17 protein-coding genes are annotated in these 21,844 nt (G+C 42.1%); 12 read left to right on the plus strand and 5 right to left on the minus strand.

What is annotated here, in order from left to right:
• Window positions 1-48: 48 nt before the first annotated feature.
• The 6 genes from QVH07_RS01575 to QVH07_RS01600 all read left to right on the plus strand — a co-directional run bounded on the left by QVH07_RS01575 (window position 49) and on the right by QVH07_RS01600 (window position 9,240).
• Window positions 49-957: a hypothetical protein gene (locus QVH07_RS01575; protein ID WP_289998370.1), complete on the plus strand. Its 909-nt coding sequence runs from the start codon at window positions 49-51 to the stop codon at window positions 955-957.
• 286 nt (window positions 958-1,243) lie between these two features.
• A complete protein-coding gene (locus QVH07_RS01580; RefSeq protein WP_289998371.1) occupies window positions 1,244-2,305 on the plus strand; it encodes a hypothetical protein in 1,062 nt (353 codons plus the stop codon).
• Window positions 2,302-3,222: an isoaspartyl peptidase/L-asparaginase family protein gene (locus QVH07_RS01585; protein WP_289998372.1), complete on the plus strand. Its 921-nt coding sequence runs from the start codon at window positions 2,302-2,304 to the stop codon at window positions 3,220-3,222. The genes QVH07_RS01580 and QVH07_RS01585 overlap by 4 nt, the downstream gene beginning before the upstream one ends.
• Before the next feature lie 2 nt (window positions 3,223-3,224).
• A complete protein-coding gene (locus tag QVH07_RS01590; protein WP_289998373.1) occupies window positions 3,225-4,019 on the plus strand; it encodes a cation efflux transmembrane domain-containing protein in 795 nt (264 codons plus the stop codon).
• Between the two features lie 232 nt (window positions 4,020-4,251).
• The gene (locus QVH07_RS01595) at window positions 4,252-6,996 is read left to right on the plus strand and encodes a S9 family peptidase (RefSeq protein WP_289998374.1); all 2,745 of its coding nucleotides are present in this window, start codon (window positions 4,252-4,254) and stop codon (window positions 6,994-6,996) included.
• 207 nt (window positions 6,997-7,203) lie between these two features.
• Complete coding sequence (locus QVH07_RS01600; protein WP_289998375.1) at window positions 7,204-9,240, plus strand: family 20 glycosylhydrolase; 2,037 nt, start codon at window positions 7,204-7,206, stop codon at window positions 9,238-9,240.
• Window positions 9,241-9,625: 385 nt separating this feature from the next.
• Here QVH07_RS01600 and QVH07_RS01605 read toward each other — a convergent pair whose 3' ends face one another.
• Window positions 9,626-10,486 (minus strand): bile acid:sodium symporter family protein, encoded by an 861-nt coding sequence (locus tag QVH07_RS01605; protein ID WP_289998376.1) that lies wholly within the window; start codon window positions 10,484-10,486, stop codon window positions 9,626-9,628.
• A gap of 11 nt (window positions 10,487-10,497) precedes the next feature.
• Window positions 10,498-11,637, minus strand: coding sequence for a DUF819 family protein (locus QVH07_RS01610; RefSeq protein ID WP_289998377.1), 1,140 nt, complete (start codon window positions 11,635-11,637; stop codon window positions 10,498-10,500).
• 131 nt (window positions 11,638-11,768) lie between these two features.
• Here QVH07_RS01610 and QVH07_RS01615 point away from each other — a divergent pair, with 131 nt between their 5' ends.
• Together QVH07_RS01615 and QVH07_RS01620 are read left to right on the plus strand one after the other, a co-directional pair.
• Window positions 11,769-12,611 (plus strand): VOC family protein, encoded by an 843-nt coding sequence (locus QVH07_RS01615; RefSeq protein WP_289998378.1) that lies wholly within the window; start codon window positions 11,769-11,771, stop codon window positions 12,609-12,611.
• Between the two features lie 10 nt (window positions 12,612-12,621).
• Window positions 12,622-12,801, plus strand: coding sequence for a hypothetical protein (locus QVH07_RS01620; RefSeq protein ID WP_289998379.1), 180 nt, complete (start codon window positions 12,622-12,624; stop codon window positions 12,799-12,801).
• A 46-nt stretch (window positions 12,802-12,847) separates the two neighbouring features.
• Here the strand turns inward: QVH07_RS01620 and QVH07_RS01625 are convergent, their stop codons facing one another.
• From QVH07_RS01625 to QVH07_RS01635, 3 genes are all read right to left on the minus strand, one after another.
• The gene (locus QVH07_RS01625) at window positions 12,848-13,939 is read right to left on the minus strand and encodes a DegT/DnrJ/EryC1/StrS family aminotransferase (protein WP_289998380.1); all 1,092 of its coding nucleotides are present in this window, start codon (window positions 13,937-13,939) and stop codon (window positions 12,848-12,850) included.
• Window positions 13,920-15,209, minus strand: a complete 1,290-nt coding sequence (locus QVH07_RS01630) for a glycosyltransferase family 4 protein (protein ID WP_289998381.1) — start codon at window positions 15,207-15,209, stop codon at window positions 13,920-13,922. Before QVH07_RS01630 ends, QVH07_RS01625 begins: the two co-directional genes overlap by 20 nt.
• A 91-nt stretch (window positions 15,210-15,300) precedes the next feature.
• Window positions 15,301-16,755 (minus strand): NADP-dependent isocitrate dehydrogenase, encoded by a 1,455-nt coding sequence (locus QVH07_RS01635; RefSeq protein WP_289998382.1) that lies wholly within the window; start codon window positions 16,753-16,755, stop codon window positions 15,301-15,303.
• 201 nt (window positions 16,756-16,956) lie between these two features.
• Between QVH07_RS01635 and QVH07_RS01640 the strand changes: the two genes are divergently transcribed.
• The 4 genes from QVH07_RS01640 (at window position 16,957) to lolB1 (ending at window position 21,844) form a co-directional block, all read left to right on the plus strand.
• A complete protein-coding gene (locus QVH07_RS01640) occupies window positions 16,957-17,742 on the plus strand; it encodes an enoyl-CoA hydratase/isomerase family protein (protein WP_289998383.1) in 786 nt (261 codons plus the stop codon).
• 15 nt (window positions 17,743-17,757) lie between these two features.
• Entirely contained in the window at window positions 17,758-19,257 is a 1,500-nt protein-coding gene (locus QVH07_RS01645; protein WP_289998384.1) for a lipopolysaccharide biosynthesis protein, read from the plus strand.
• Between the two features lie 126 nt (window positions 19,258-19,383).
• On the plus strand, window positions 19,384-21,111 hold the full coding sequence (locus tag QVH07_RS01650; RefSeq protein WP_289998385.1) for a tetratricopeptide repeat protein: 1,728 nt from the start codon (window positions 19,384-19,386) through the stop codon (window positions 21,109-21,111).
• Window positions 21,104-21,844 carry a lipoprotein insertase outer membrane protein LolB1 gene (gene lolB1 / locus QVH07_RS01655; RefSeq protein WP_289998386.1) on the plus strand — a complete coding sequence of 247 codons (741 nt, stop codon included), beginning with the start codon at window positions 21,104-21,106 and terminating at the stop codon, window positions 21,842-21,844. Before QVH07_RS01650 ends, lolB1 begins: the two co-directional genes overlap by 8 nt.

Raw genomic sequence — 21,844 nt, forward strand, 5'->3', positions numbered from 1 at the left:
AAAATCTAAAGTTAGGGATAGCCGATCTGCACTTAATCTCTAAAATCGATGAAACCAGCAAAACCTCTCCTTTACATTTCAGGCAGAATAATTTTTGGCTTGGCCTTTATACTCCTCTGCACCCTCTCCCATGGCCAAGAACTCTATTTGGATGGAGAAAAAGCCATGAAAAAAATTGATGAACTAAATGTCGGTCAATTTACCGTGGCATTCATGACTTCAGAGTTTAAATCGGCCTCTACTCAGTCCAGAAATAATTTCTCCGGAGCAAAATCTGCACTACAAGTAAATACCACTGGCCTCACCCAGGAACTAATGCAGCGAATCACGGATGATGCCTATGCAGATTTTGTTGCCCAAGCCCAAGCAAAGGGATTTACCGTCAGTGACTTTGATGGATTAGCGCACACAGATGAATCCATGAAAAGATATTACCCCAGCACAGGAAATTTCAAAGAAGACGTTGACCACTACCAGGCCTATAGCAAATTGAGCACTATCACCGTGTCAGCAAATGGAAAACCATGTATTGATTACGATAGGTTAAACTTTATGGGCATAGCCGGAAAAAATTCTGAAGTACCCCCCATTACCATTTCTTATCTCCTAGGCTCAGGTTACTTGGCGGCCAAAGCCAAAGTAGATGAAAATGACTTTTTGGGAAAAATATTCAACCAAACCAATGTGACTTTCTACCCTGCACTTCAAGTATGGTGGAGGTCAGGAGCTGATATCTGGATCTCCAAATCAAAGAAGGCAGAAATCAAAATTAATGAGCACATCGGTGCCGTGGGTGCTCCTGGTGAATTGACCATTGCTGACCAGACAGACCTAGGTAGCTACAACCGAGCCACTCTCGAACTCGCTATTGATGAGCAGAAATACTATTCAGACGCTATGCAAATCCTTAAAGAGGCAAATACCAAATTGATCAATGCCATGATGGACGCTAAGTGATTAATAGGGTTTTCACATTCATCATCATTGCGATTCTGCTTCTGGAGAAATAGGCAAATCCCCCTTACCCCCTTTCCAAAGGGGGATTCGTTTCGCTCCGGCTTAACTTATTTGTTTTTCGCCATGGTTTGTGTCCTCACAAACCATTAGTCAGCTTCGCTACTTCTGGACAAGCAGCATATCAAAAAAAACCTAACTCACTCAGGATCAGAGAAAAAAATCTATAAAAAAGTCTTCCAAAATAACTCCTATCCCCCTATCTTGCGCCGCTTTTAATTAGAGTGAAATGAAAAAATTAGATAAGGGATTTAGGCTTCCCAGTGCGGCGTACACAGTACCCAGAAAAGCACTAAAAGGCTACATGAAACTTGACCGAATTCCACAAATTGGAGATTTAATTTATGGTCAGGTGGAATCTTTAGGGCAGCATAGCTCGCTTGAAAATAGTCATGGTCGTATTCATACGATTCATCAGGGAACCAAAGCTGTTTTCGTATTCGGAAATCGATATGCTCCGGATTACTATGAGGGTTTGATCCCCACCCATAGCGATTTTGAAAAGCTGGATCTTCTGGCAAGATCCGGAGTGGTGGGTGAAGTAAAATCCAAAAGTGGAAAAGTAATTTCCCCTACTTCCATTAAGCCTTTGGGTTATGTATGTGATGCAGAAGGCGAAGTGGTGAATGCTCGGGATTATAATTTGATCAAGCCTAAAAAAATGGAGAAGAAATTCCCCAGGGCAAAGTTGATTCTGGCTATAGGAACCGCAATGAACTCAGGAAAAAGTGCTGCGGCTACTGCTTGCGTCCATGCCTTATCCGTCCATGAGAAAGAAGTACGAGCCTCCAAGGTGACTGGTACTGCCAGCCTAAAGGATATCCTGAACATGAATGATGCCGGAGCAACTTATTTCTCTGACTTTTCATTTCTGGGTTATCCAAGTACCTATATGCTGGACGAAGATCAGATCGTAGACGTGTTCAATAAGCTTGATCTGAAATACGCCAATAATAAGGACAATTATTGGGTGGTGGAATTTGCCGATGGGATCAACCAGCGTGAGACAGCTATGCTGCTGAAGCATCCTGATGTGAGAAAACGTATCCATAAATTGATCTTTTGCGCAGCAGATTCCTTTGGAGCTATCGGGGGACTAGAAGTGCTAAAAAATAAATTTGATTTGGTACCCGATGCTATTTCAGGCGTTTGCTCCAGCTCCCCTTTACACATCAAAGAACTGAGTGAATACACCGATATCCCCGTATTCAACAGCCTTAATATGAATGCAACGGAGGTTTATAAAATCCTGAACCCTCCACGCAAGCGTAAAACTAAAGAAGAGCTATGAAGCCATTCGCCATCGCCATTCATGGGGGTGCGGGTACCGTTTCCAAAACCAAACTAACTAAATGGAAAAGGGAGGCATATAATCAAATCCTGACCAGAGCTTACACGGTAGGCTTTATGGTCTTGAAAAAGGGTGGCTCTGCCCTCGAGGCAGTCGCTGAGGCTGTAATCATCATGGAGGATTCGCACCTCTTTAATGCGGGTAAAGGTTCTGTTTTCACCCACGAAGGTGACTTTGCTATGGATGCGGCTATTATGGATGGGAAAAAGCTTCAGGCGGGAGCAGTAGCAGGAGTTTCTCAGGTTAGAAATCCCATTTTGCTGGCAGACTGCATCATGAAAAAATCGAAACATGTCATTCTTAGCGGCAACCAGGCTTTGCAGTATGCAAAAGAACAAGGACTAACCCTGGAGGATAAAGAGTACTTCTACGATGAATTTCGATACAACCAATGGCAAAGAGCCCTTCAAAAGGACAAGGTGGAGCTGGATCATGATGAAGAGAAATATGGGACAGTAGGTGCTGTGGCACTGGATAAAAAAGGCAATCTGGCTGCGGCTACCTCTACAGGGGGAATGGTCAACAAAAAATATGGCAGGATCGGTGACAGTCCCTTGATCGGGATTGGCACCTATGCCAACAATAAAACCTGTGCGATCTCCTGCACCGGACATGGTGAGTATTTCATCCGCTCGGTGGTAGGTCATGATGTTTCTGCCCGAATGATGTATGGAGGACAGAGCCTGGAAGAAGCGAGTCATGAAGTCATCAAAGTGAAACTACCCAAGCTGGGAGGTCGGGGTGGATTGATCGGGGTGGACAAAAATGGAAATGTGGTTATGCCATTTAACACCTCTGGAATGTACAGGGGATACAAAAGCTTTAACGGAAAGGAGTTTGTGGGTATATTCAAATAGTAATGAAAAAAACCACATTCGAGATTACCAAAATGGATTGCCCGTCTGAGGAAAACCTCATTCGGGCAAACCTGGATGGTATATCCGGCATATCCAATTTGGACTTTGATATCCCGAATCGTACCCTCACAGTCTTCCATACCGGAAACATAGATGAGATTGAAAAATCTATTCTGGAACTTGACCTAGGCGGTCAAAAAATTACCACTGAAGAAACCGAACAGACCCAATTCAAGGAAAATAAAAATCAGAAAAAGCTCCTTTGGACAGTTCTGGGAATCAATTTTGCCTTTTTTCTTATTGAGATTACCACTGGTCTGATCTCCCGATCCATGGGGCTAGTGGCTGATAGTTTGGATATGCTTGCTGATTCCTTTGTGTATGGAATTAGCCTTCTTGCTGTGGGTGGCACTCTGGCTAGGAAAAAAAATATCGCGAAACTCGCAGGATACTTTCAAATCACTCTTGCCGTTTTGGGATTTACAGAGGTGGTCAGGCGTTTTTTAGGGAGGGGTATAGTTCCTGACTTTTCCACAATGATCGTGGTGTCAATTCTGGCACTAATCGCCAATGGCATTTGTCTGTATTTACTCCAGCGATCAAATAGTAAGGAAGAGGCACATATGAAAGCTTCGATGATTTTCACTTCTAATGATGTGATCATCAATCTGGGGGTAATCGTCGCTGCCCTTCTGGTAAATTGGCTGGACTCCAATAAACCGGACCTAATCATAGGGACGATTGTATTTATCCTGGTGATTCAGGGGGCCAGAAGGATTTTGAAACTTGGGAAGTAAGATTTTGCCTGTTTTACTGAATGACCACATCTCCTGATTTTCCACAAATCTCCACATTCGCCATGGTTTGTGTCCTCACAAACCTTTTTATTTCAGTTTTATAAAGACACAAAACGGGACTGTAATTAACCGCTCATAGAAAAGGAAGCTTCAAGGATTGAGGTCTCAATTCTAAATCTGTAGATTCAGTCCTGTTTAATCCCAAAAAGACCCAAAACTTAAAATTTACCTTATGAAAGCATATCGACTACTTATGGGCATTGCTTTAGTCATGCTCTATTCAACTTTTGCTTTGGCACAAGACAAAGTGCTTCAGCTGGAAGACTACAGCAGATGGAGCCGGATCGTTTCCACTGAGCTTTCTCCTGATGGAGAATGGTTCACTTATGGACTCCGACCTAATGGAGGCGATGATACCTTATTTATCAAAAAGACTACATCAGCGACTGAGGCCTTTGAATATCGGGTACCTTATGGAAGTTCACCGTCCTTTTCCAGCGATAGCAAATGGGCTGTTTACCTCATCTCCCCTTCTGAAGATGAAACCGAAAAGCTAAGGAAGTCCAATAAAAAGGTCTTTAGAACAGCTGAATTAAGAAATCTGGAAACTGGGGATTCGACACGTTTTGAGCGGGCCTCCTCAATGAGTTTTTCTGAGGATGGGAAATTCCTGGCAATCTCCATTCAAAAAACCGAGGATGATAAGTCCAAGCATGATGGACAGGATTTGGTTCTGGTTGATCTCAGTAATATGGCCACAATGAACTTTGGAAATGTGAGTCAATATGCTTTTAACAAAACTTCCAACCTGCTGGCCTATACCGTGGATGCTGCTGAGATGGTAGGAAATGGTCTTTACTTGTATGACCTAGAGAACAAAACCCTGAAAAATCTTGACAGCGACAGAAAAAAATACTCCGATCTTACCTGGGACGATGCAGGTGTTCTAAAAGAAGACTGGTCCAATCGTGGAAATCAAATCGCAGTACTGAAGGGAACCGAAGTAGATACTTTGGAACAAATGATCAATACGCTTTTGGTGGTTTCTGATGTGAGGCAAAATCCTCAATCCTATGAATTGGATCCGGAATCTGCATCGGCCTTCCCTGAAAATTTTGTGGTTTCTGAAAAAGGAAATCTCCGCTTCAGCGATGATGGAAGCTTTGTGCTCTTTGGAATCAAAGAGCAAGAAGAAAAAATGAAACTGGATAAGGACACCATCCCAAACCTGGACGTCTTCCACTGGAATGATGAAACCATCAACACTGTACAGCAACGTAGAGCAAACAGAAATAGGAATTTCACCTATTGGGCCTCGTATCAGTTTGGAAATGGAACCTTCACACGCCTCACTGACGAGTCTATGAGAGACCTTTTGGTTTCCCGTAATTCGGACTACTGGATCGGCCGAAATGAAAAGCCTTATATCAATGATGTGAATTGGGGGGTGTCACCTGCAGATCTATTTCGTGTGAATTTGAAGACAGGGAAAAGAGAGGAGATCGTCAAACTAGTAAAAAGAACCATGGGCTATTCTCCGGATGGAAAATATTATGCCCTGCAGAAGGATTCTGCCATCCATGTGGTGGATTTGGAAGCAAATACTCTAACTAATATCTCGGATGCAGCAGGTGTTCAGTTTATGGATATGGAACACCCCTACCCTCATGAGAATCCTCCCTTTGGCGCAGCCGGATGGACTAAAGACGGAGAATCCATCATCCTGAATCACAGGTATGACCTATGGGCTGTAAAGCTTGACGGATCTTCTGCAGAGAACATCACTCAGGGTATGGGAGATGCGGAAGAGATTCGCTTCCGCTATGTAAACCTGGACTGGGAAGAACCCTTTATCGATACGGAAGAACCGATATTGCTCAGTGCGTATGGAGAGTGGACAAAAAAGGAGGGATATTTTGAACTGGAAATCGGTAAAAAACCTAAGGAATTGATCTATGAGGATTATGCCTATGTCAACATAGAAAAGGCAAAGAACTCAGACCAAGTAGTGTTTACGAGACAATCTTTCGTGGAATTCCCTGATTACCATATCAGCGATCTTTCCTTCAAAAACCCAAATCGACTCACCGATGCAAATCCTCAGCAATCAGAATATAAATGGGGATCCAAGGTGCTGATCGACTACACAAACAGTAAGGGAGAAAGGCTACAAGGAACACTCACTCTTCCTCCGGATTATGAAAAAGGTAAGAAATACCCGATGGTGGTTTATTTCTACGAAAAGATGTCAGACAGACACCACCGCTACTATATGCCGGTGTATGACGATAGACCCCATGGTTCGACTTACGCCAGCAATGGGTATTTATTTTTCCAGCCTGATAATGTCTATGAAGAAGGTAGACCAGGCACCAGTTCTTTGGACTGTATTACTTCCGCGGTACAGGAGGTCATCGATCAGGGCTATGCAGATCCAGACCGAATCGGGCTTCAGGGCCATAGCTGGGGAGGTTATCAATCCTCATTTATACTGACTCAAACGGATATGTTTAAGTGCGTGGTGACTGGTGCACCACCCACCGACCTTGAGAGCTTCTATAATAATATCTATGGAAATACAGGAACCAATCATAATGGAATAATGGAGATCGGTCAAGTTAGAATGGGTCGTGGAGTGACACCTTGGTCCCATCGTGAGGCGTACCAGCGTGAAAACCCGATGTTCCAGGCCCCAAATATCCAGGTACCGTTCATGATTCTGCATGGCACTGCTGATGGAGCGGTGGATTGGACCCAAGGGCTAGAGTTTTATAATGCTGCCAGAAGGCTTGGCAAGGAAGTGATTTTTCTTTCTTATCCGGGGGAGCCTCATCACTTGAGTAAAGAAGCGAATCAAAAGGATTTCCAAATCCGAATGAAGCAGTATTTTGATCATTACCTGATGGACAAAGAAGCCCCAGAATGGATGATCGAAGGGATCCCTCATTTGGAAAAGCTATACGATAAGGCGAAGTAAGTATTTTGATTAAATAGAAAAAGGATGGCCTGATAAGGTCATCCTTTTTTTATGTCCGGAGGACAAAGCCGGAATCTGCAATTCATCAAAATAGTTTTGACCGCTCTTTCCTCGAGAGGATATAAGTCTACTAAGTCAAATTAGGCTCAAAAAACCTGAAAACTTAGGATGATTTCAATATTTTCAATCTTCCAAATGAACAAGACCATGCAACGATTCTTCATTTTTTTGACACTAGTTTTAATGGTATTCTCCTGCCAGTCTTCTGGTGGTAATAACTTGGAACTCCAAATTTTACCTAGTCCTACTTCACTTTCTATTTCTGGAATCTCAGGTCTAGATCTTGCTGAGGTTCGTAAAGCTTATCAGGAATCGTATTCGCATTTTGTTTCAGAAGGAAGTTTTGACTCTTGGAACCAGGGCATCATTTCTTTCACCTCAAGTTTGGAGAAATCTCTGAAAAAGGAAGCCTATAAACTTGAAATCTCAGAGGAGCGGATCGAGATAATCGCTGATTCACCCGAGGGTCATTGGTATGGATTGATGACCTTGGGTCAGATTCTAGAAGATTCTCAGGATCAACTGACCCAATTACCCCTACTGAAAATTTCTGATGAACCAGCTCTCTCTTATCGTGCTATTCATTGGGATGTAAAGCACCATCTGGAGAAAAAAGAATACTACTATGAGAAACTAGATCAACTGGCTGCACAAAAAATCAATGCTGTCATCGTAGAAATAGAGGATAAACTAGCCTATGAACTTCAGCCGAAAGTAGGATCTCCGGATGCCTTTAGCATAGCCGATTGGAAAGAAATCAGCGACTATGCCAAGGCTAGAAATATCGAATTGAGTCCACTGGTTCAAGGCCTTGGCCATGCCTCGTTCATATTAAAGCATGAAGAATACGTCCACTTAAGAGATGACCCGAGTAGTGATTGGGCTTTTAACCCTTTGAATGAAAAAACTTATGAGATTCAGTTTGATCTGTATAAGGATGCCTTAAAGGCTTTTCCCTATGCGAGCTACCTCCATGTGGGTGGAGATGAGGTGCATACGACGGGAAGAAATAGCGGAAAGTCAGCATTAGAACTACAGCTGATTTGGCTGAACAGAGTGAGTGAATATGCTGCGCAAAAAGGACTTATACCAATTTTTTGGGATGATATGCCCCTGAAAAACGCCGGAGTCTACAATTCCATCTATAATAGAAATCTGACAGAGGCCCAGGTAGACAGCATCTGGACTTCAAATGAACCGGAGCTAAATAAGTATGTGGACATGTTTCCCAAAAACTGTGTTTACATGCGCTGGAACTATAGCATACCAGAATCTCCAGGAAATGAAAGGGCTATGAAATGGTTTTTAGATAATGGGTTTAAGGTCATGGGGGCAACAGCCGGACAAACCCGTTGGAACCTTATGCCGCAGCAGCAAAGCAACGCCAAAAACATCCGGGATTTCGCATTGATCTCCATTCGAAATAAGGCTGAGGGATTACTTCTGACCCTTTGGGATGATGATTCTCCACATTTTGAATTGTATGGTCGGGGCATTTCTAATTTTGCAGAATACACCTGGGCAGGAGAAAAAAGAACAATTGAGGGTGTGCAGAAAGCATTCAGGCAGAGAACATTTGGACATACCCTTGCAGATGAATCCTATGAGTTCATTGATTCCTTGGAGTTAGCTGTAGGTTTCTGGAAAAACTCTCTTCTAAAGGAAGGAGCGGATCGAAATAGATTGACCAAGCTGGGAAATGAAGCAATTAACTCCATTATTGAACTCCCAAATTTAGATTCCGCCGGTGCCTGGTCTGAAAAGAATGAAAATCGACTTGCTACAGCAAGGAAGAATCTAGCCAGGATAGACGTTGTTCTTTCAAAAATCGAAGCATCAAAGGACCGAGCAAGAAGAAACCATTATACCTTGGAAGTATATGAGCAAGTGGCTGAGGTAGTCCAATTTTCAAATCGCACGCTTTTGACTTTAGCAGAATTTGACGAACCCAGTGGTGAAAGTAGAAATCAGGCAGAAGCAAAACTCGAAGCCCTGGAATCTGAGTGGAAAGCTATCCAATCAAAGGTTGAATCCGTCTATGGGAAAACCAGGCAACTAAATAAGCCAGCAGATTATATTTTGGATCAGGATCATCATGTACATCTCGCAAACCAGGCCCTTAAATTTTCAGATTGGCAGTTCAAAGTTGAGAAGCTTCTGGTAGAGAAGGTAAAGAATCGTTAACTCACTGCCTTAAACTTTAAAGCTTCAGAAGAAAATCAGAAATTTTAAAGTTAAGCTATTTGTCCCTACCATTTGGTTACTTTTTCAAAGGGTGTTTTGTATGGATTTTTCACAATCAATACCCCGAAAAAGTATTTTGATTATTACCTGATCACCAAATAAGCTCTATACTGGATGATCGAAGGAATTCCACATTTGGAAAGGCTTTATGAAAAAGCAAATTAAGAGACAGGGTTAAGAAAAAAGGATGGCCTGATACGGTCTTCCTTTTTTTATGTCCTTTGGACAAAGCAGCTAAAGCTCAAAAATGGAGCGGTGTGTTAATTATTATGTTTTTCAAACCTAACTTTGGCAACCATACAAAGAGAGTTAACTTGAACTCCTTCTAATCCCCCATCTTATTCCCCACATAAATCAAAATTCCAGAGGTTAAAAACATAAGTAAACCATAAACTGCAGAGGGGATAGTCATGGTAGAATTCATCAGTAATGTAGCTCCGATCGTGATACCCAAGGTTCCATTTTGAATCCCTGACTCTATAGAAATAGTCTTAGCTTGCTTAATACTTAATCCAAGAAACCTGGCGGAAAAGTAACCAACACCTAGTGTTGCAAGATTTAAGGCCAAAGAAACCGGACCTACTTGTGAGAAGTAGTTGACAATATTCTCTTTCTCCTTTAGCAAAGCTGCCACTACGATCACCACGAAGAATACGGTAGAAATAATCTTAAATGGACGCTCAAGGTTTCCTGCCAGCAAGGGAGCTTTCTTTAGTACCATCATCCCGAGCAACACCGGGATTATGGTTATAAATAGCACCGCAATCACAGTATTTAGCACATTGAGCTGCTGTTCCTCTCCTCCCGGAATGAAATAAACAATAGAGAAATTCACGATAATGGGAATGGTAATTACCGTAACTAGGGATGCGATGGCTGTGAGGGTGACGGATAAAGCTGCATCCCCTTTTGCCAGGTAGGTGATTAGGTTTGAAGTTGCTCCTCCTGGGCAAGCCGCCAAAATCATCATTCCTACCGCTAGCTCGGGTTGCATCCCAAATAGCTGAATGAGTCCGAAAGCTATGGCTGGTAAAATAATCAGCTGATTGACCAGTCCCAGAGTTACTGCTTTAGGAAAAATGAAAATTCGCTTGAAATCGATGGGTTTCAATGTGATCCCCATCCCGAACATGATAACAGCCAGCGAGAGCGGCAAAAAAACTTGAGTAAGTACGTTAGATTCCATTCTTTTTCAGTTTATCCAAAATATCCTGCCACCAAAAACCCAGCATAAGTCCCTATAGCATTTCCCAGACTTCCCACTAAAATTCCTGGGACCAGAAGGTCAGGTCTTTCCAGACTTTCTGCCGCCGCCAGCGCAGTAGTGTTTCCCCCGACGTTGGCCATCGAAGCTACTGCGACCACATCCCAATCCATTCGGAATACCGCTCCAATCCCAAAAATCACCAAACCATGAATTATCACAATCAGGCCAACAAAAAGGGAAAGGAATGGTGCGAGTTCACCAAGGCCTTGCAGAGTGCTTAGATCACAGAGCCCACCTATGGCAGCTAAAAAAAGTAGGATGAGAAAAAAGCCTAGGGTACGAGTTCCCTTAAGTTTTCGATTCATGGGTATTTGTGCCAAAATCAGGGCAAGTGTAGTCAGCGTTATGATTTCAGGAATAGCAGGAATCAAGTCAGTCATCCAACGAGAAAAGGCCAAGGCCAGAAAAGCCAAACTGAAAATCATTCCGAGCCCCTTTAAGCTGATTTCTTCCTTTGCGGATTCATGAGAGGTTTCCTTACTTTCTCTAATGACTTTCTTTCTCGGAAGTAGTTTCTGAAGATATTTTGGAAGGATAAGGGTAATGATGATCCATGGAGTACCTATCAGATTATCCACCACCGTAGTTGCTGCAAAGAGATCAGCATTTTCATTCATCTGGTAGTGAAGAGCTACTGCGTTGAAATTAATACTGCCTCCGATGTAGGTACCAGTGAACATTCCAGCAATCACATGGGCGTATTCCCCTATTACCTTTTCAGGATTCATAATCCACCAGGAGATCACCACCCCCATTATGGTACCTACGGCACCCAAAATAAACATCAAAAGAATGGGTATCCCAGCATTTTTTATGCTTTTCAGATTTACTTCCAGTAAAGTGATGAATATACCCAGTGGGGCGAGAAAAAGGAAAATGCCATCATATATCACATTCCCATCAGTCACAGCTGGCACGATACCGATATTTGCAGCGATAGCAGTGATCAAAATAATCAGAATGGGTGAACCTATCGTTCTACCCCATTTGAACTTCCCTAGCCACACAGACAGAAATAGAAAAAAGCATAGCATACCCGCCACGTAGATGGGGCTTTGAATGAAGTTCATTCTGAAAAATAGAAAAAATAAATAATCTGTAGAGCTAAGAAATGTGAGTATCTGAAGATAAGCTTAGACTCAATCATTATATTGCTTTTAGTTTTTCAAAAATTTATATTCAAGAACACTATTTGAACAGTATGAAAAGAATTAGTCTCTTTATTTTGCTAGGAACCATAATTTTTGCCTGCTCACAAGGCGCAGCCCCTCCTATCGATACAGAAATTGCAACCAGCCCTTACACTCATGGAAGAGTGGTATGGCATAACCTGGCCTCTCCAGACCCGGAAGCTTCAGCTAGTTTTTATGAAGCTGTATTTGGCTGGAACGCAGTCCCTTATGGAGAAGGCAATAGAAAGGTTTGGGTTTACCAGAAAAGTGGGGAACCAATTGCCCTAATGGCACAATATCGAACAAAAGATGGATCTGGAGAATGGATCGGAGCTATATCGGTTCCAAATGTAGATGAGGCTGTAGAAAAAGCTAGATCCATGGGTGCAGCGGTTTTGGAGGACACCCGGGTTTCTGAAAGTTTAGGAACTGTTGGTTTCATCCAAGATGCCCAAGGTGCAAATATTTCTTTTATCAAATTTACCAATGGAGATCCTGAGCCTGGATTTCCTGAGACAGATGATTTTCTTGGACTTGAGCTTTGGTCAAACAACCCTGAAGAATCGATTAGCTTCTATACTGATATAATAGGTTACCAGACCGCAAAAATGGATGGTGTCGGAATTGACTACACTATGTTTCAAATGGATGGAAAAAACTGTGCTTCTGTGATGCAAAACCCAGCTGAAGATACTCGGTCCCATTGGGTTCCTTACGTTCGTGTGAGTGACTTAAACGCTACCGTAGCAAAAGTCAAGTCTGCCGGTGGGACCATGCTTGTGGAGCCTTCCCCCGAGATTCGAGGTGGTACGGCGGCACTTTTCTTGGATCCTACGGGAGCTCCAATGGCTATTCAGGTTTATAACCCTTAACTTAAAAATCATGATCAAAAAAATAGTAATCATATTATTCGTAATCGGAAGTAGTTTTCTTTATTACTCTTGCTCAAACATGCATATGTCGGGAGGGGTGGGACTAAATTTCACCGGCGGACCTCATGGCCCGCGATTGACACCAACCATGAACGTGGGAGTTTATGGCGGAGGTCCTGTTCGCTGGTAAAATCCCTTGAATCTAATCTAGTGTCAATTCCTTAAGGGGGCTGACACTATTTTTTTGTGTAAAAATCCCGAACTGTTTTAATCACATAGTCAATTTCCTGGTCGGTGAGAAAAGGATTTAAAGGAATTGACAAGCAGGTTTTTGTTATACTTCTTGCTTTCGAAAAGTCACCGTCAACCCGGAAGGGAGACATATCGGGCAAAATCATAGGATAGTGAAGTGCTGTTCTGATTCCCTTTAACTTCAGAAATGAACGTAGCTCATCTCGCTTTTTTGATTTTATGACAAAGAGGTGAGCATTATGATCCTCCGACAAAATTCCTTTCGGCATATCTAATTCTTCCAGATCAGCGAAGGCCTCAAGATATTTTTTTGCGATTTCCTTTCTTTTTATCTGTTGCTCCTGAAAAAATGAAAGCTGAACTGAAAGAAAGGCTGCCTGAAGTGTATCAATTCTGGCATTTCTCCCTGAAAGTTCATGAGCATCTCTCTGAGATTGGCCATGATTGGACAGTAAAGCGATTTTCTCTGCAAGTTCCTGATCATGTGAGGTGCAGGCCCCTGCCTCCCCCAAGGCTCCAAGATTCTTTGTGGGATAAAAACTCAATGCGCCAATATCTCCAATAGTTCCTGAAGCTCTTCCATTCTGGACCGCCCCGAAAGATTGAGCTGCATCTTCTATTACCCAAAGGTTTTTCCTCTTGGCCTCTTTAATTAAAGACTCCATGTACACCATTTTCCCATAGAGATGAACTGGGATAATGGCCTTGGTTTTTACTGTACAAAGCTCGGTCCATCCATCTCCAATCAGTCCATTTTCATCGGTATCCGAAAAAACAGGAGTTGCCCCAACCAGCTTCACTACTTCAGCAGTAGATACCCAGGTCAATGCAGGAACAATGACTTCATCACCTTCTCCTACTCCCAATGCTCTCAGGGCCATTTCGAGGGAATCAGTACCATTCCCTAACCCTATGGCATGGTTAACACCGAGAAACTTTTCTAGCTCCCTTTGAAAATCAGTCACAGCTAAACCGCCTGAGTAAAGACCTTCTTCCAGTCTCTCCTCAAAAGCCTGGCTCAATTTTTCTTTTTGAGCAGCAGAAACCCTCTTCAGATCAAGAAATGGTACAATCATCTAGAATACTTGCTAGTTTTTTGGTTAAATTTTTTCTTGAAAACTTCTCTAAATCAGTCTTATCACAAGTCTTTTCTTCATCTAAGAAATGTCTTCGAATGGCTCTTTGAATCCCCAATTCATCTTGATGAGCGAGAACTTCTCCCCCACCACTGTCTTTTAAAATTTTTGCTGAATCTCCATCAGAATCTCCAAGTGCCAAAATGGGGACTCCCGTCGAAAGGTATTCGAAAAGCTTACCCGGGATATTCCCTTTGGAATTTTTCGTATTGGTCAGAATCAAAACAAGTACATCGGCTCTAGCGTAGAATTCAAAGACCTTTTCATGAGAAAAATAGCCCGGGAATTCCACATGTTTACTTAGCCAATCATCCATCTGAACAAAATTTCTCACCACATCACTGACCTGTCCGACAAAGGTGAATTTAACATCTTCCAGGGTAGGTTCAAACTCATTTTTAAATGCCCTGAGAACTGGAATGGGATTCCGAATAGAATCAATTATTCCTGTGTAAACTAAACGAAACCCCCCTGACTTAAACTTCTTTTTGCTGAATCCTGAGGGTAAATCAGCAGGGTCATATCCATTGGTCAATAATTCTATTTTTCTTCCAGAAAGTCTTTCAAGGTCTGATTTAAAAGTTTGAGAGATGGTGGTCACTGCATTGGCATTAGCCAAAACATCTGCCTCTAAACTCTGGTGTTTTTTTAGAGCCCAGGGCCTTACCTCCAGCTCATCCCAAAGCTCCCATTCTGACCAAGGGTCGCGGAAATCTGCAATCCAGGGTAGACCTGTCTGATCATGAATTTTAGCTCCAATTAGGTGCATGCTATGGGGCGGCCCTGTAGTAATCATAGCATCAATATTCAACTCCTCAATTTTTTCAAGAAGCGTTTTGACAGAGGGCTTTACCCAAAAAATTCTTGGATCTGGTATGAGAAGATTGGCCCTGGCCCAGATGGCCACTTTCTCCAAGGTTGTTTTTTCGCTTTGCTCCATAATCCGAGCAACATGCTTCTTTTTCTTACCTCGGATTTTATCTAAAACCTGATAAGGCTCCCAAATAGTGGATTTCAGAACTGTGGTTTCATCACTTACTTCCTCCAGGAGACTTTCATCCTGTAAATCAAAATCAGGGTTTTGGGGTGTATAGATTACTGGTTCCCAGCCAAATTCGGGAAGATATTTAGAGAACTTAAGCCATCTCTGTACACCAGAACCGGCGCTGGGGGGCCAGTAATAAGTAATAATAAGTACGCGTTTCTTCATTCGATATCAAATTACCACTAAGTCCAGAAAAAAAGAAAGGGAACGATATGATCACCGTTCCCTTTTAAGCTTTGTTATGAATAATTAAATTTTACTCACCCTGGGCAAGAGAGTAACCTCTGCTTCCATCGAATAAGTATAGATGCTCTGTTTTGATGAAATCAAATCCAAGCTCTTTGATCTGCCTTAGAAGTTCTAAGACTGTATCATTGGTTATAACTTTCTCATCGGCTGTTTTAAATCTACATCTCCAGTGATCGGTACAGAAAGTTTCTGGCATTGGATTAGGGAAGACCTTAACTCCTCTGTTAGTGATTAACTGTAGTTTCAATCCATCCGCATCAGCTTTTCTTAGACCTTCTCCGATCACATTTGGATCTCTCCCAGCCTCATCCCAATCTATAAATACATCCACTCCGATCAGTTCCTTTTTCGCCCTTTTCTTTGGCTTGAGTGTGATTTGCATCGGTTCTGTATCTTCTTTGTCATAATGAACCGGGGTCATTTTCTCAGGCTTTTTGCCCAATCTTTCAATTACTGCATCTGCAAACTCCTGAGTACTGGCTCTTTTGGAAGAAAGTCCTTCCTGATAAATATCTCCCGTATGAATTCCATCTTCTAATGTCTTCATCCAGGCATTTGCAATCATTTCAGCCTTCTCAGGTTTCCCGATGTGAACAAGCATCATGATAGCTCCATTGATGAGTCCGGATGGATTTGCAATGCCCTGTCCAGCGATGTCAGGGGCAGAACCGTGTATTGCTTCGAACATAGCCACTTCAGCGCCTACATTGGCAGATCCACCTAGACCGACAGAACCTGTTACCTGAGCTGCAATATCAGAGATAATATCACCATAAAGGTTAAGAGTAACCACTACGTCAAAAATCTCAGGTCTTTCCGCGATCAGAGCACTTCCGATATCGATAATCTTATGATCATTTTCAATTTCAGGATACTCTTTAGCGATTTCGTCAAACTTTTTATGGAAGAGACCGTCAGCAATCTTCATAATATTGTCCTTGGTCATACAGGTCACACGCTTACGGCCATTCTTCTTTGCAAATTCAAATGCGTAACGGATGATTTTCTCAGAACCTGGCTCAGAAATCAATTTCAGAGTTTGATAAACTTCGTCCGTCTGTCTGTGCTCAATTCCTGCATAAAGATCTTCTTCATTTTCACGAATAATAACCAAGTCTGTCTTGGGAAAATGAGTCTTTACAAATGGAGAATAGGCTTTACACGGACGAACATTAGCAAATAAGCCGAATGATTTTCTGGTAGTTACATTAAGCGACTTAAAACCTCCACCTTGAGGTGTAGTGATTGGTGATTTCAAAAATACCTTGGTCTCCCTAAGTGAATCGATTGACTTCGGCTCCATTCCGGAACTGATCCCTTTCAAGTATACTTTCTCGCCAATTTCGATGACGTCGTATTCAAGATCTGCACCTGCCGCATCGAGAATTTTCAAAGTGGCTTTCATAATCTCTGGTCCGATCCCGTCACCATAGGCGACTGTAATTTTTCTTTTGGAAGACATATGGTTAGATGAATTAGTTAAAATTTGATGGTGCAAAAGTAAGAAAAAAAGCGGGAAGAGAGCTTTGGCAAATCCTAAAATTAGGTGATGCTTTGTATAAAAGATCCTTAGGTAAATTTCAGCAAATTTGGATTTTTCCAAGACCTGATTTGTGATGTTAGGCCCTTCACGTATATTTGCCCCATATCGAAAGCAACAAATATGACGGACTTTCAAAATATCCTCACAGAAACGAAAAACGGGGTTTTATACCTCACTATAAATAGAGAATCTAGTCTGAATGCATTGAATTACAGCACACTAGAGGACCTTAAAATTATCTTTGATGAGATCATTGATAGCAAAGAAATCAAAGCCGTAATCCTTACCGGAGCGGGTGAAAAGGCCTTTGTTGCAGGTGCAGACATCCGAGAAATAGCAGACCTAAACGAAGTTAATGCAAGGAAATTTGCGGAGAATGGACAGGAGATTTTCTCCACGATTGAAAACTGCAACAAGCCTGTAATCGCTGTAACTAATGGTTATACGCTCGGTGGAGGCTGTGAACTTGCCATGGCCTGTCATATGAGGATTGCCACTGCAAATGCAAAGTTCGGACAACCTGAGGTAAACCTAGGCATTATTCCTGGTTATGGTGGAACTCAGAGGTTGACCATGTTGGTCGGCCGCGGAAAAGCCAATGAACTTATGATGACTGGTAATCTAATCGATGCCCAAGAAGCCCTGTCCCTAGGCCTGGTCAATCACGTATTACCGACAAAGGAAGAAGCAATGCAGAAGGCAGAATCTCTTCTAAAAACCATAATGGAAAAGGCTCCGCTTGCAATTGGGATGATTATTGATTGTGTAAATGCAGTGTATCTCTCGGAGGAGAATGGATATCAGACTGAAGCAAACTCCTTTGCCAGATGTGTGAAATCCGGAGATTATGTAGAAGGAACCTCTGCTTTTTTAGAAAAAAGAAAGCCAGTCTTTCGAGGGGAATAAGTACGCTCACCGTGAATGAGTAACTTTAAAAGCCTGGCAAGTCAGACTGCCATCTATGGTCTAAGCAGTATTCTTGGGAGATCGGTAAATTTCCTCCTAATCATTGTCTACACCACCTTCCTGAGTAAGGATGCCATTGGTGCATTCACGACGATTTACGCCCTGATAGGCTTTTTGAACATTGTCTTCACCTTTGGGATGGAGACCACATTTTTTAGGTTTGCTACCGGAAAAAACCTCGATTCCACCAAAGTTTACAATACCACTCAGAGCCTTCTCTTTACCACCTCTCTTATTTTGGGAAGTACACTTTTTCTGCTTGCCCCAAAGTTGGCAGAATGGATGAATTATCCAGGTCAGGCCTATTTATTCAGATGGGTCGCCCTGATACTTTCCTTTGATGCCATTATGGCAATCCCCTTCGCAAGACTCAGATTACGAAATCAAGCCTGGGCTTTTGCTGGCGCAAAGCTTCTAAATATTTCACTTAACGTAGGTCTAAATATTCTCCTGATCGTGGGATTTCCAAAAATGATCGAAGCAGGAATGCTTCAGGAAGGATTTTTGGGTTACAGAACGGATTGGGGTGTGGAATATATCCTTCTGGCAAACTTACTTGCCAATGGCCTGATAATTCCTCTCGTTTGGTGGAAAGCTGGCTTTTTCAAATTCTACCTTAATAGAGACATACTTAAACCCATGTGGAAATATGCCTTTCCTTTACTGTTCATGGGTTTAGCAGGTGTAACAAATGATCTTGTTTCCAGACTTCTGTTTGAATATTTATTGCCCGCTGACTTCTATCCAGGATTAACCTCCCGGCAGGCCACCGGTATTTTTGGAGCTAATTTCAAATTGGCAGTTTTGATGAATCTGGTCATTCAGGCTTTCAAATATGCAGCCGAACCTTTCTTCTTTAAAAAATCTTCAGATCCAAACTCACCAAAGCTTTACGCTCGCGTGACACATGGCTTTGTAATTTTCACTACCGTTTTGATGGTTGCCATTTCGGTTAACCTTTATTGGATTGGGCCACTATTTCTAAGACAGCCGGGGTATTCAGAAGCGCTTTTTATTGTGCCTATCCTACTCATGGGATATTTACTACTCGGAGTATATTTTAATATTTCCATTTGGTTTAAAGTGACCGACCGGACATCTTACAGCCTTTGGATTACGCTGGCAGGTGCGGCCATGAGTATTCTTGTAATTTTCATTTTAGTTCCAAAGCTGGGATATCTAGGCGCATCCCTGAGTACTTTAAGTTCCTATTTTCTGATGGTAGTAATCTGTTATTTCTTTGGTCAGAAGTTCTATCCGATTCCTTATCCTACCCTGAAGCTAATCGTTTATATGTTACTCGGATTTACATTTAGCTATGCAGGGTTCTATCTGGATATAGATAATGACCTCATTAATTTCCTCGCAAAAAACTCAATTATCCTATTGATCCTGATCTGGGTATATTTTTCAGAGAGAAATGACCTTTTACTCTTCCTGAAGAAGAAAAATTAACTTTTTATTGAATCTTTCTACCCCTTCTCTCAGTTAATCTTCAAAATACTCATGGCTCAGGTTTGTAATCAGTCCTTTGATTTCATAAAAGGCATTAAGTTTGCAACTGAGAAACACCCTTAAAAAGTGAAAATTACCAAGCTGATCATATTGATCTTTTGCCTGATTCTTACAGGCCCTGAAGTTCTTGCTCAGAAAAAACTCTCCAAAAAAGAGCGTAAAGCCCTTGAGGCAGAGCGGAGCGCAAGCAGGTATTTAATTGAAGGGGAAAAACAGCTGGTTCTCGGCGATCTGGATAAAGCTTATTTTTACCTTCAGAAATCTCTGGAATTTGAAGAAAATGAGCCCGCGATTCACTATAAAATCGCGGAAGTCCTCACTCGTGCCAACAGACCTCAGGAAGCCCTTCCTTATGCTAATACTGCTGTAGAGTTAAATCCAGAAAACAAGTACTATTCCCTTTTAGTGGCAGAAATCTACAAAGGATTGAAACAACCTCTGGCTGCGGCGGCAATTCTGGATAGTTTGACAGTGGATGGAGAAAGCAATCAGCAATATAATCTGGACCTTGCATCACTTTATCTCCAAGCCGGTGAAATGGATAAAGCCTTGGTTGTATTGACTCGTGCTGAGGAATATTATGGTGTTTATGAACCCATCACCCGCCAAAAGCAAAGGATCTACCTTTCAAAAAATGATTTGGAAGGAGCCATTCGGGAAGGTGAGGCCCTGATTGAAGCCAGGCCAGGCAATCCAAAATATGTACTCAACCTTGTAGAGATTCTTTTCAATAATAATCGTTCGCAAGAGGCTTTGGCACTCGTGCTAAAGGAAATAGAGCGCTACCCCAATCAACCGGAACTTCAAATGGCTGCATATTCGCTTTATGAGGACGCCGGGATGAAGAATCAGGCAAGGCCATTTCTTTTGCAAGGTTTTGCACATCCTGATTTGGAAGCGGAAGGCAAAACAAGAACCTTTGAAGCAATTCTATCCGAAATCCGAACGCAGGAAAGAGATAATCTACTGGATACTTTGGCCAGCTCCATGCTTGAACTTCACCCGAATGATTCTTTCGTCTATAAGGCTTTAGGGGATCGAGCGAAACAAGATGGCAACCAAGAAGAAGCAATTGAGCTTTATAAGCAATCTTTGAGTTTGAATGCAAAAAATGAAAAGCTAATTGAGGAAGTGATTTTAGGTTCTTTTGGAATCACGGAGGATTTGGGAGCCTTGGAGAAATTCACCATCATGGGAGTGGATGAATTCCCAAATCGACCTGACTTTTGGTTTTATGACGGAGTGGTAAAATCGGCGATTCAAAAGGATTCTTCAGCAGTGGTTTCTTTAGAGAAAGCCCTTGAGATCAATGGAGGCCAAAATGAACAGTTGGAGCAGGTAGCGAGAGGTACTCTGGGAAGCTCCTTATATAACATTGGAGAGAAAGAAAGGGCATTCGAAAACTTTGAAAGAGCGGTAAAATTGGATGCGAATGACGAAACAGTCTTAAACAATTACGCCTATTTTTTATCCTTGGAAAATCGTGATTTAGATAAGGCTAGAGAGATGTCTGCGAAAGTCGTTGCGCGATTTCCAGATAATGGCACTTTCCTTGATACATATGCATGGATCCTCTTTCAGATGGGAGAATATAAGGAAGCCGAAAAATATATGCTTCGGGCCATTGAAGCGGAAGAAGAACCCAGTGGGGTGATGCTTGAGCACTATGGAGATATATTGTTTCATGTTGGAAAGAGGAATGAAGCTTTGGCCTACTGGCAAAAAGCAGAAGGAAGTCCGGAGGCATCAGAAAAGCTGCCTTTAAAAATTCAAGAGAAGAAATACCATGAGTAAACGTTTTTTGGGAGTGCTCTCAATTTTTTTTATACTGGCATTAGCCTCATGTGCTAAAAAAGCCACTCTTTATAGCAGCTCCACTAAAATGGACGACTTTGAGCCGGTCATAGCTGATTATGATTACTTGAGTGGAAGAGCCAAAATCGTAATTGAAGAGGAATCAGGAAAAATAACCAGAGGTACTGTGAATGTCAGAGCTAAGAAAGATTCCGTTCTTTGGTTTACCATTTCCCCTGGAATGGGAGTTGAAGCCTTTCGAGGATTCATCACCAAAGAAAAAATTCAGATCAACGATCGTATAGGCGGGGATGACATAAACCTGACTTATGAAGAGTTCAAAACCATTTTTGGACTTTCTCTATCCTTGGATCTTTTCCAAAATGTACTTTGGGCAAACCCTGCCTTCGAGTTCGAATATCAGGACAGATTGGCCCGAGTTAAAGATCATTTTGAACTGACTCAGGTAAGAGATAAGGTTCGTTACTTTTCCAAAATCGATGTTACTCATGGTAAAGTCTCGGAATTGGTCAGTAATTCTCTGGATGACCGGGGTTCTTTGCTGGCAAGTTTTCCCACTTTTCAGGATGTGGAGGAACAGCCTTTTCCGATCGATGTACTATTCAAGCTAAACTATCAGACCCCAGAGGGACCTGAGAACACAATCGTAAATCTGGAATGGATTTCGATTTCTCCTTACAATGATCCATTAAGCTTTCCGTTTAGATTCTGA

This window comes from Algoriphagus sediminis (assembly GCF_030403435.1).
GTDB classification, from domain to species: domain Bacteria; phylum Bacteroidota; class Bacteroidia; order Cytophagales; family Cyclobacteriaceae; genus Algoriphagus; species Algoriphagus sediminis.

Excerpts from the sequence above, each read along its gene's own strand:
- QVH07_RS01575 (WP_289998370.1), top strand. The coding sequence starts at position 49 with ATGAAACCAGCAAAACCTCTCCTTTACATTTCAGGCAGAATAATTTTT.
- QVH07_RS01580 (WP_289998371.1), top strand. The coding sequence starts at position 1,244 with ATGAAAAAATTAGATAAGGGATTTAGGCTTCCCAGTGCGGCGTACACA.
- QVH07_RS01585 (WP_289998372.1), top strand. The coding sequence starts at position 2,302 with ATGAAGCCATTCGCCATCGCCATTCATGGGGGTGCGGGTACCGTTTCC.
- QVH07_RS01590 (WP_289998373.1), top strand. The coding sequence starts at position 3,225 with ATGAAAAAAACCACATTCGAGATTACCAAAATGGATTGCCCGTCTGAG.
- QVH07_RS01595 (WP_289998374.1), top strand. The coding sequence starts at position 4,252 with ATGAAAGCATATCGACTACTTATGGGCATTGCTTTAGTCATGCTCTAT.
- QVH07_RS01600 (WP_289998375.1), top strand. The coding sequence starts at position 7,204 with ATGCAACGATTCTTCATTTTTTTGACACTAGTTTTAATGGTATTCTCC.
- QVH07_RS01605 (WP_289998376.1), bottom strand. The coding sequence starts at position 10,486 with ATGGAATCTAACGTACTTACTCAAGTTTTTTTGCCGCTCTCGCTGGCT.
- QVH07_RS01610 (WP_289998377.1), bottom strand. The coding sequence starts at position 11,637 with ATGAACTTCATTCAAAGCCCCATCTACGTGGCGGGTATGCTATGCTTT.
- QVH07_RS01615 (WP_289998378.1), top strand. The coding sequence starts at position 11,769 with ATGAAAAGAATTAGTCTCTTTATTTTGCTAGGAACCATAATTTTTGCC.
- QVH07_RS01620 (WP_289998379.1), top strand. The coding sequence starts at position 12,622 with ATGATCAAAAAAATAGTAATCATATTATTCGTAATCGGAAGTAGTTTT.
- QVH07_RS01625 (WP_289998380.1), bottom strand. The coding sequence starts at position 13,939 with ATGATTGTACCATTTCTTGATCTGAAGAGGGTTTCTGCTGCTCAAAAA.
- QVH07_RS01630 (WP_289998381.1), bottom strand. The coding sequence starts at position 15,209 with ATGAAGAAACGCGTACTTATTATTACTTATTACTGGCCCCCCAGCGCC.
- QVH07_RS01635 (WP_289998382.1), bottom strand. The coding sequence starts at position 16,755 with ATGTCTTCCAAAAGAAAAATTACAGTCGCCTATGGTGACGGGATCGGA.
- QVH07_RS01640 (WP_289998383.1), top strand. The coding sequence starts at position 16,957 with ATGACGGACTTTCAAAATATCCTCACAGAAACGAAAAACGGGGTTTTA.
- QVH07_RS01645 (WP_289998384.1), top strand. The coding sequence starts at position 17,758 with ATGAGTAACTTTAAAAGCCTGGCAAGTCAGACTGCCATCTATGGTCTA.
- lolB1 (WP_289998386.1), top strand. The coding sequence starts at position 21,104 with ATGAGTAAACGTTTTTTGGGAGTGCTCTCAATTTTTTTTATACTGGCA.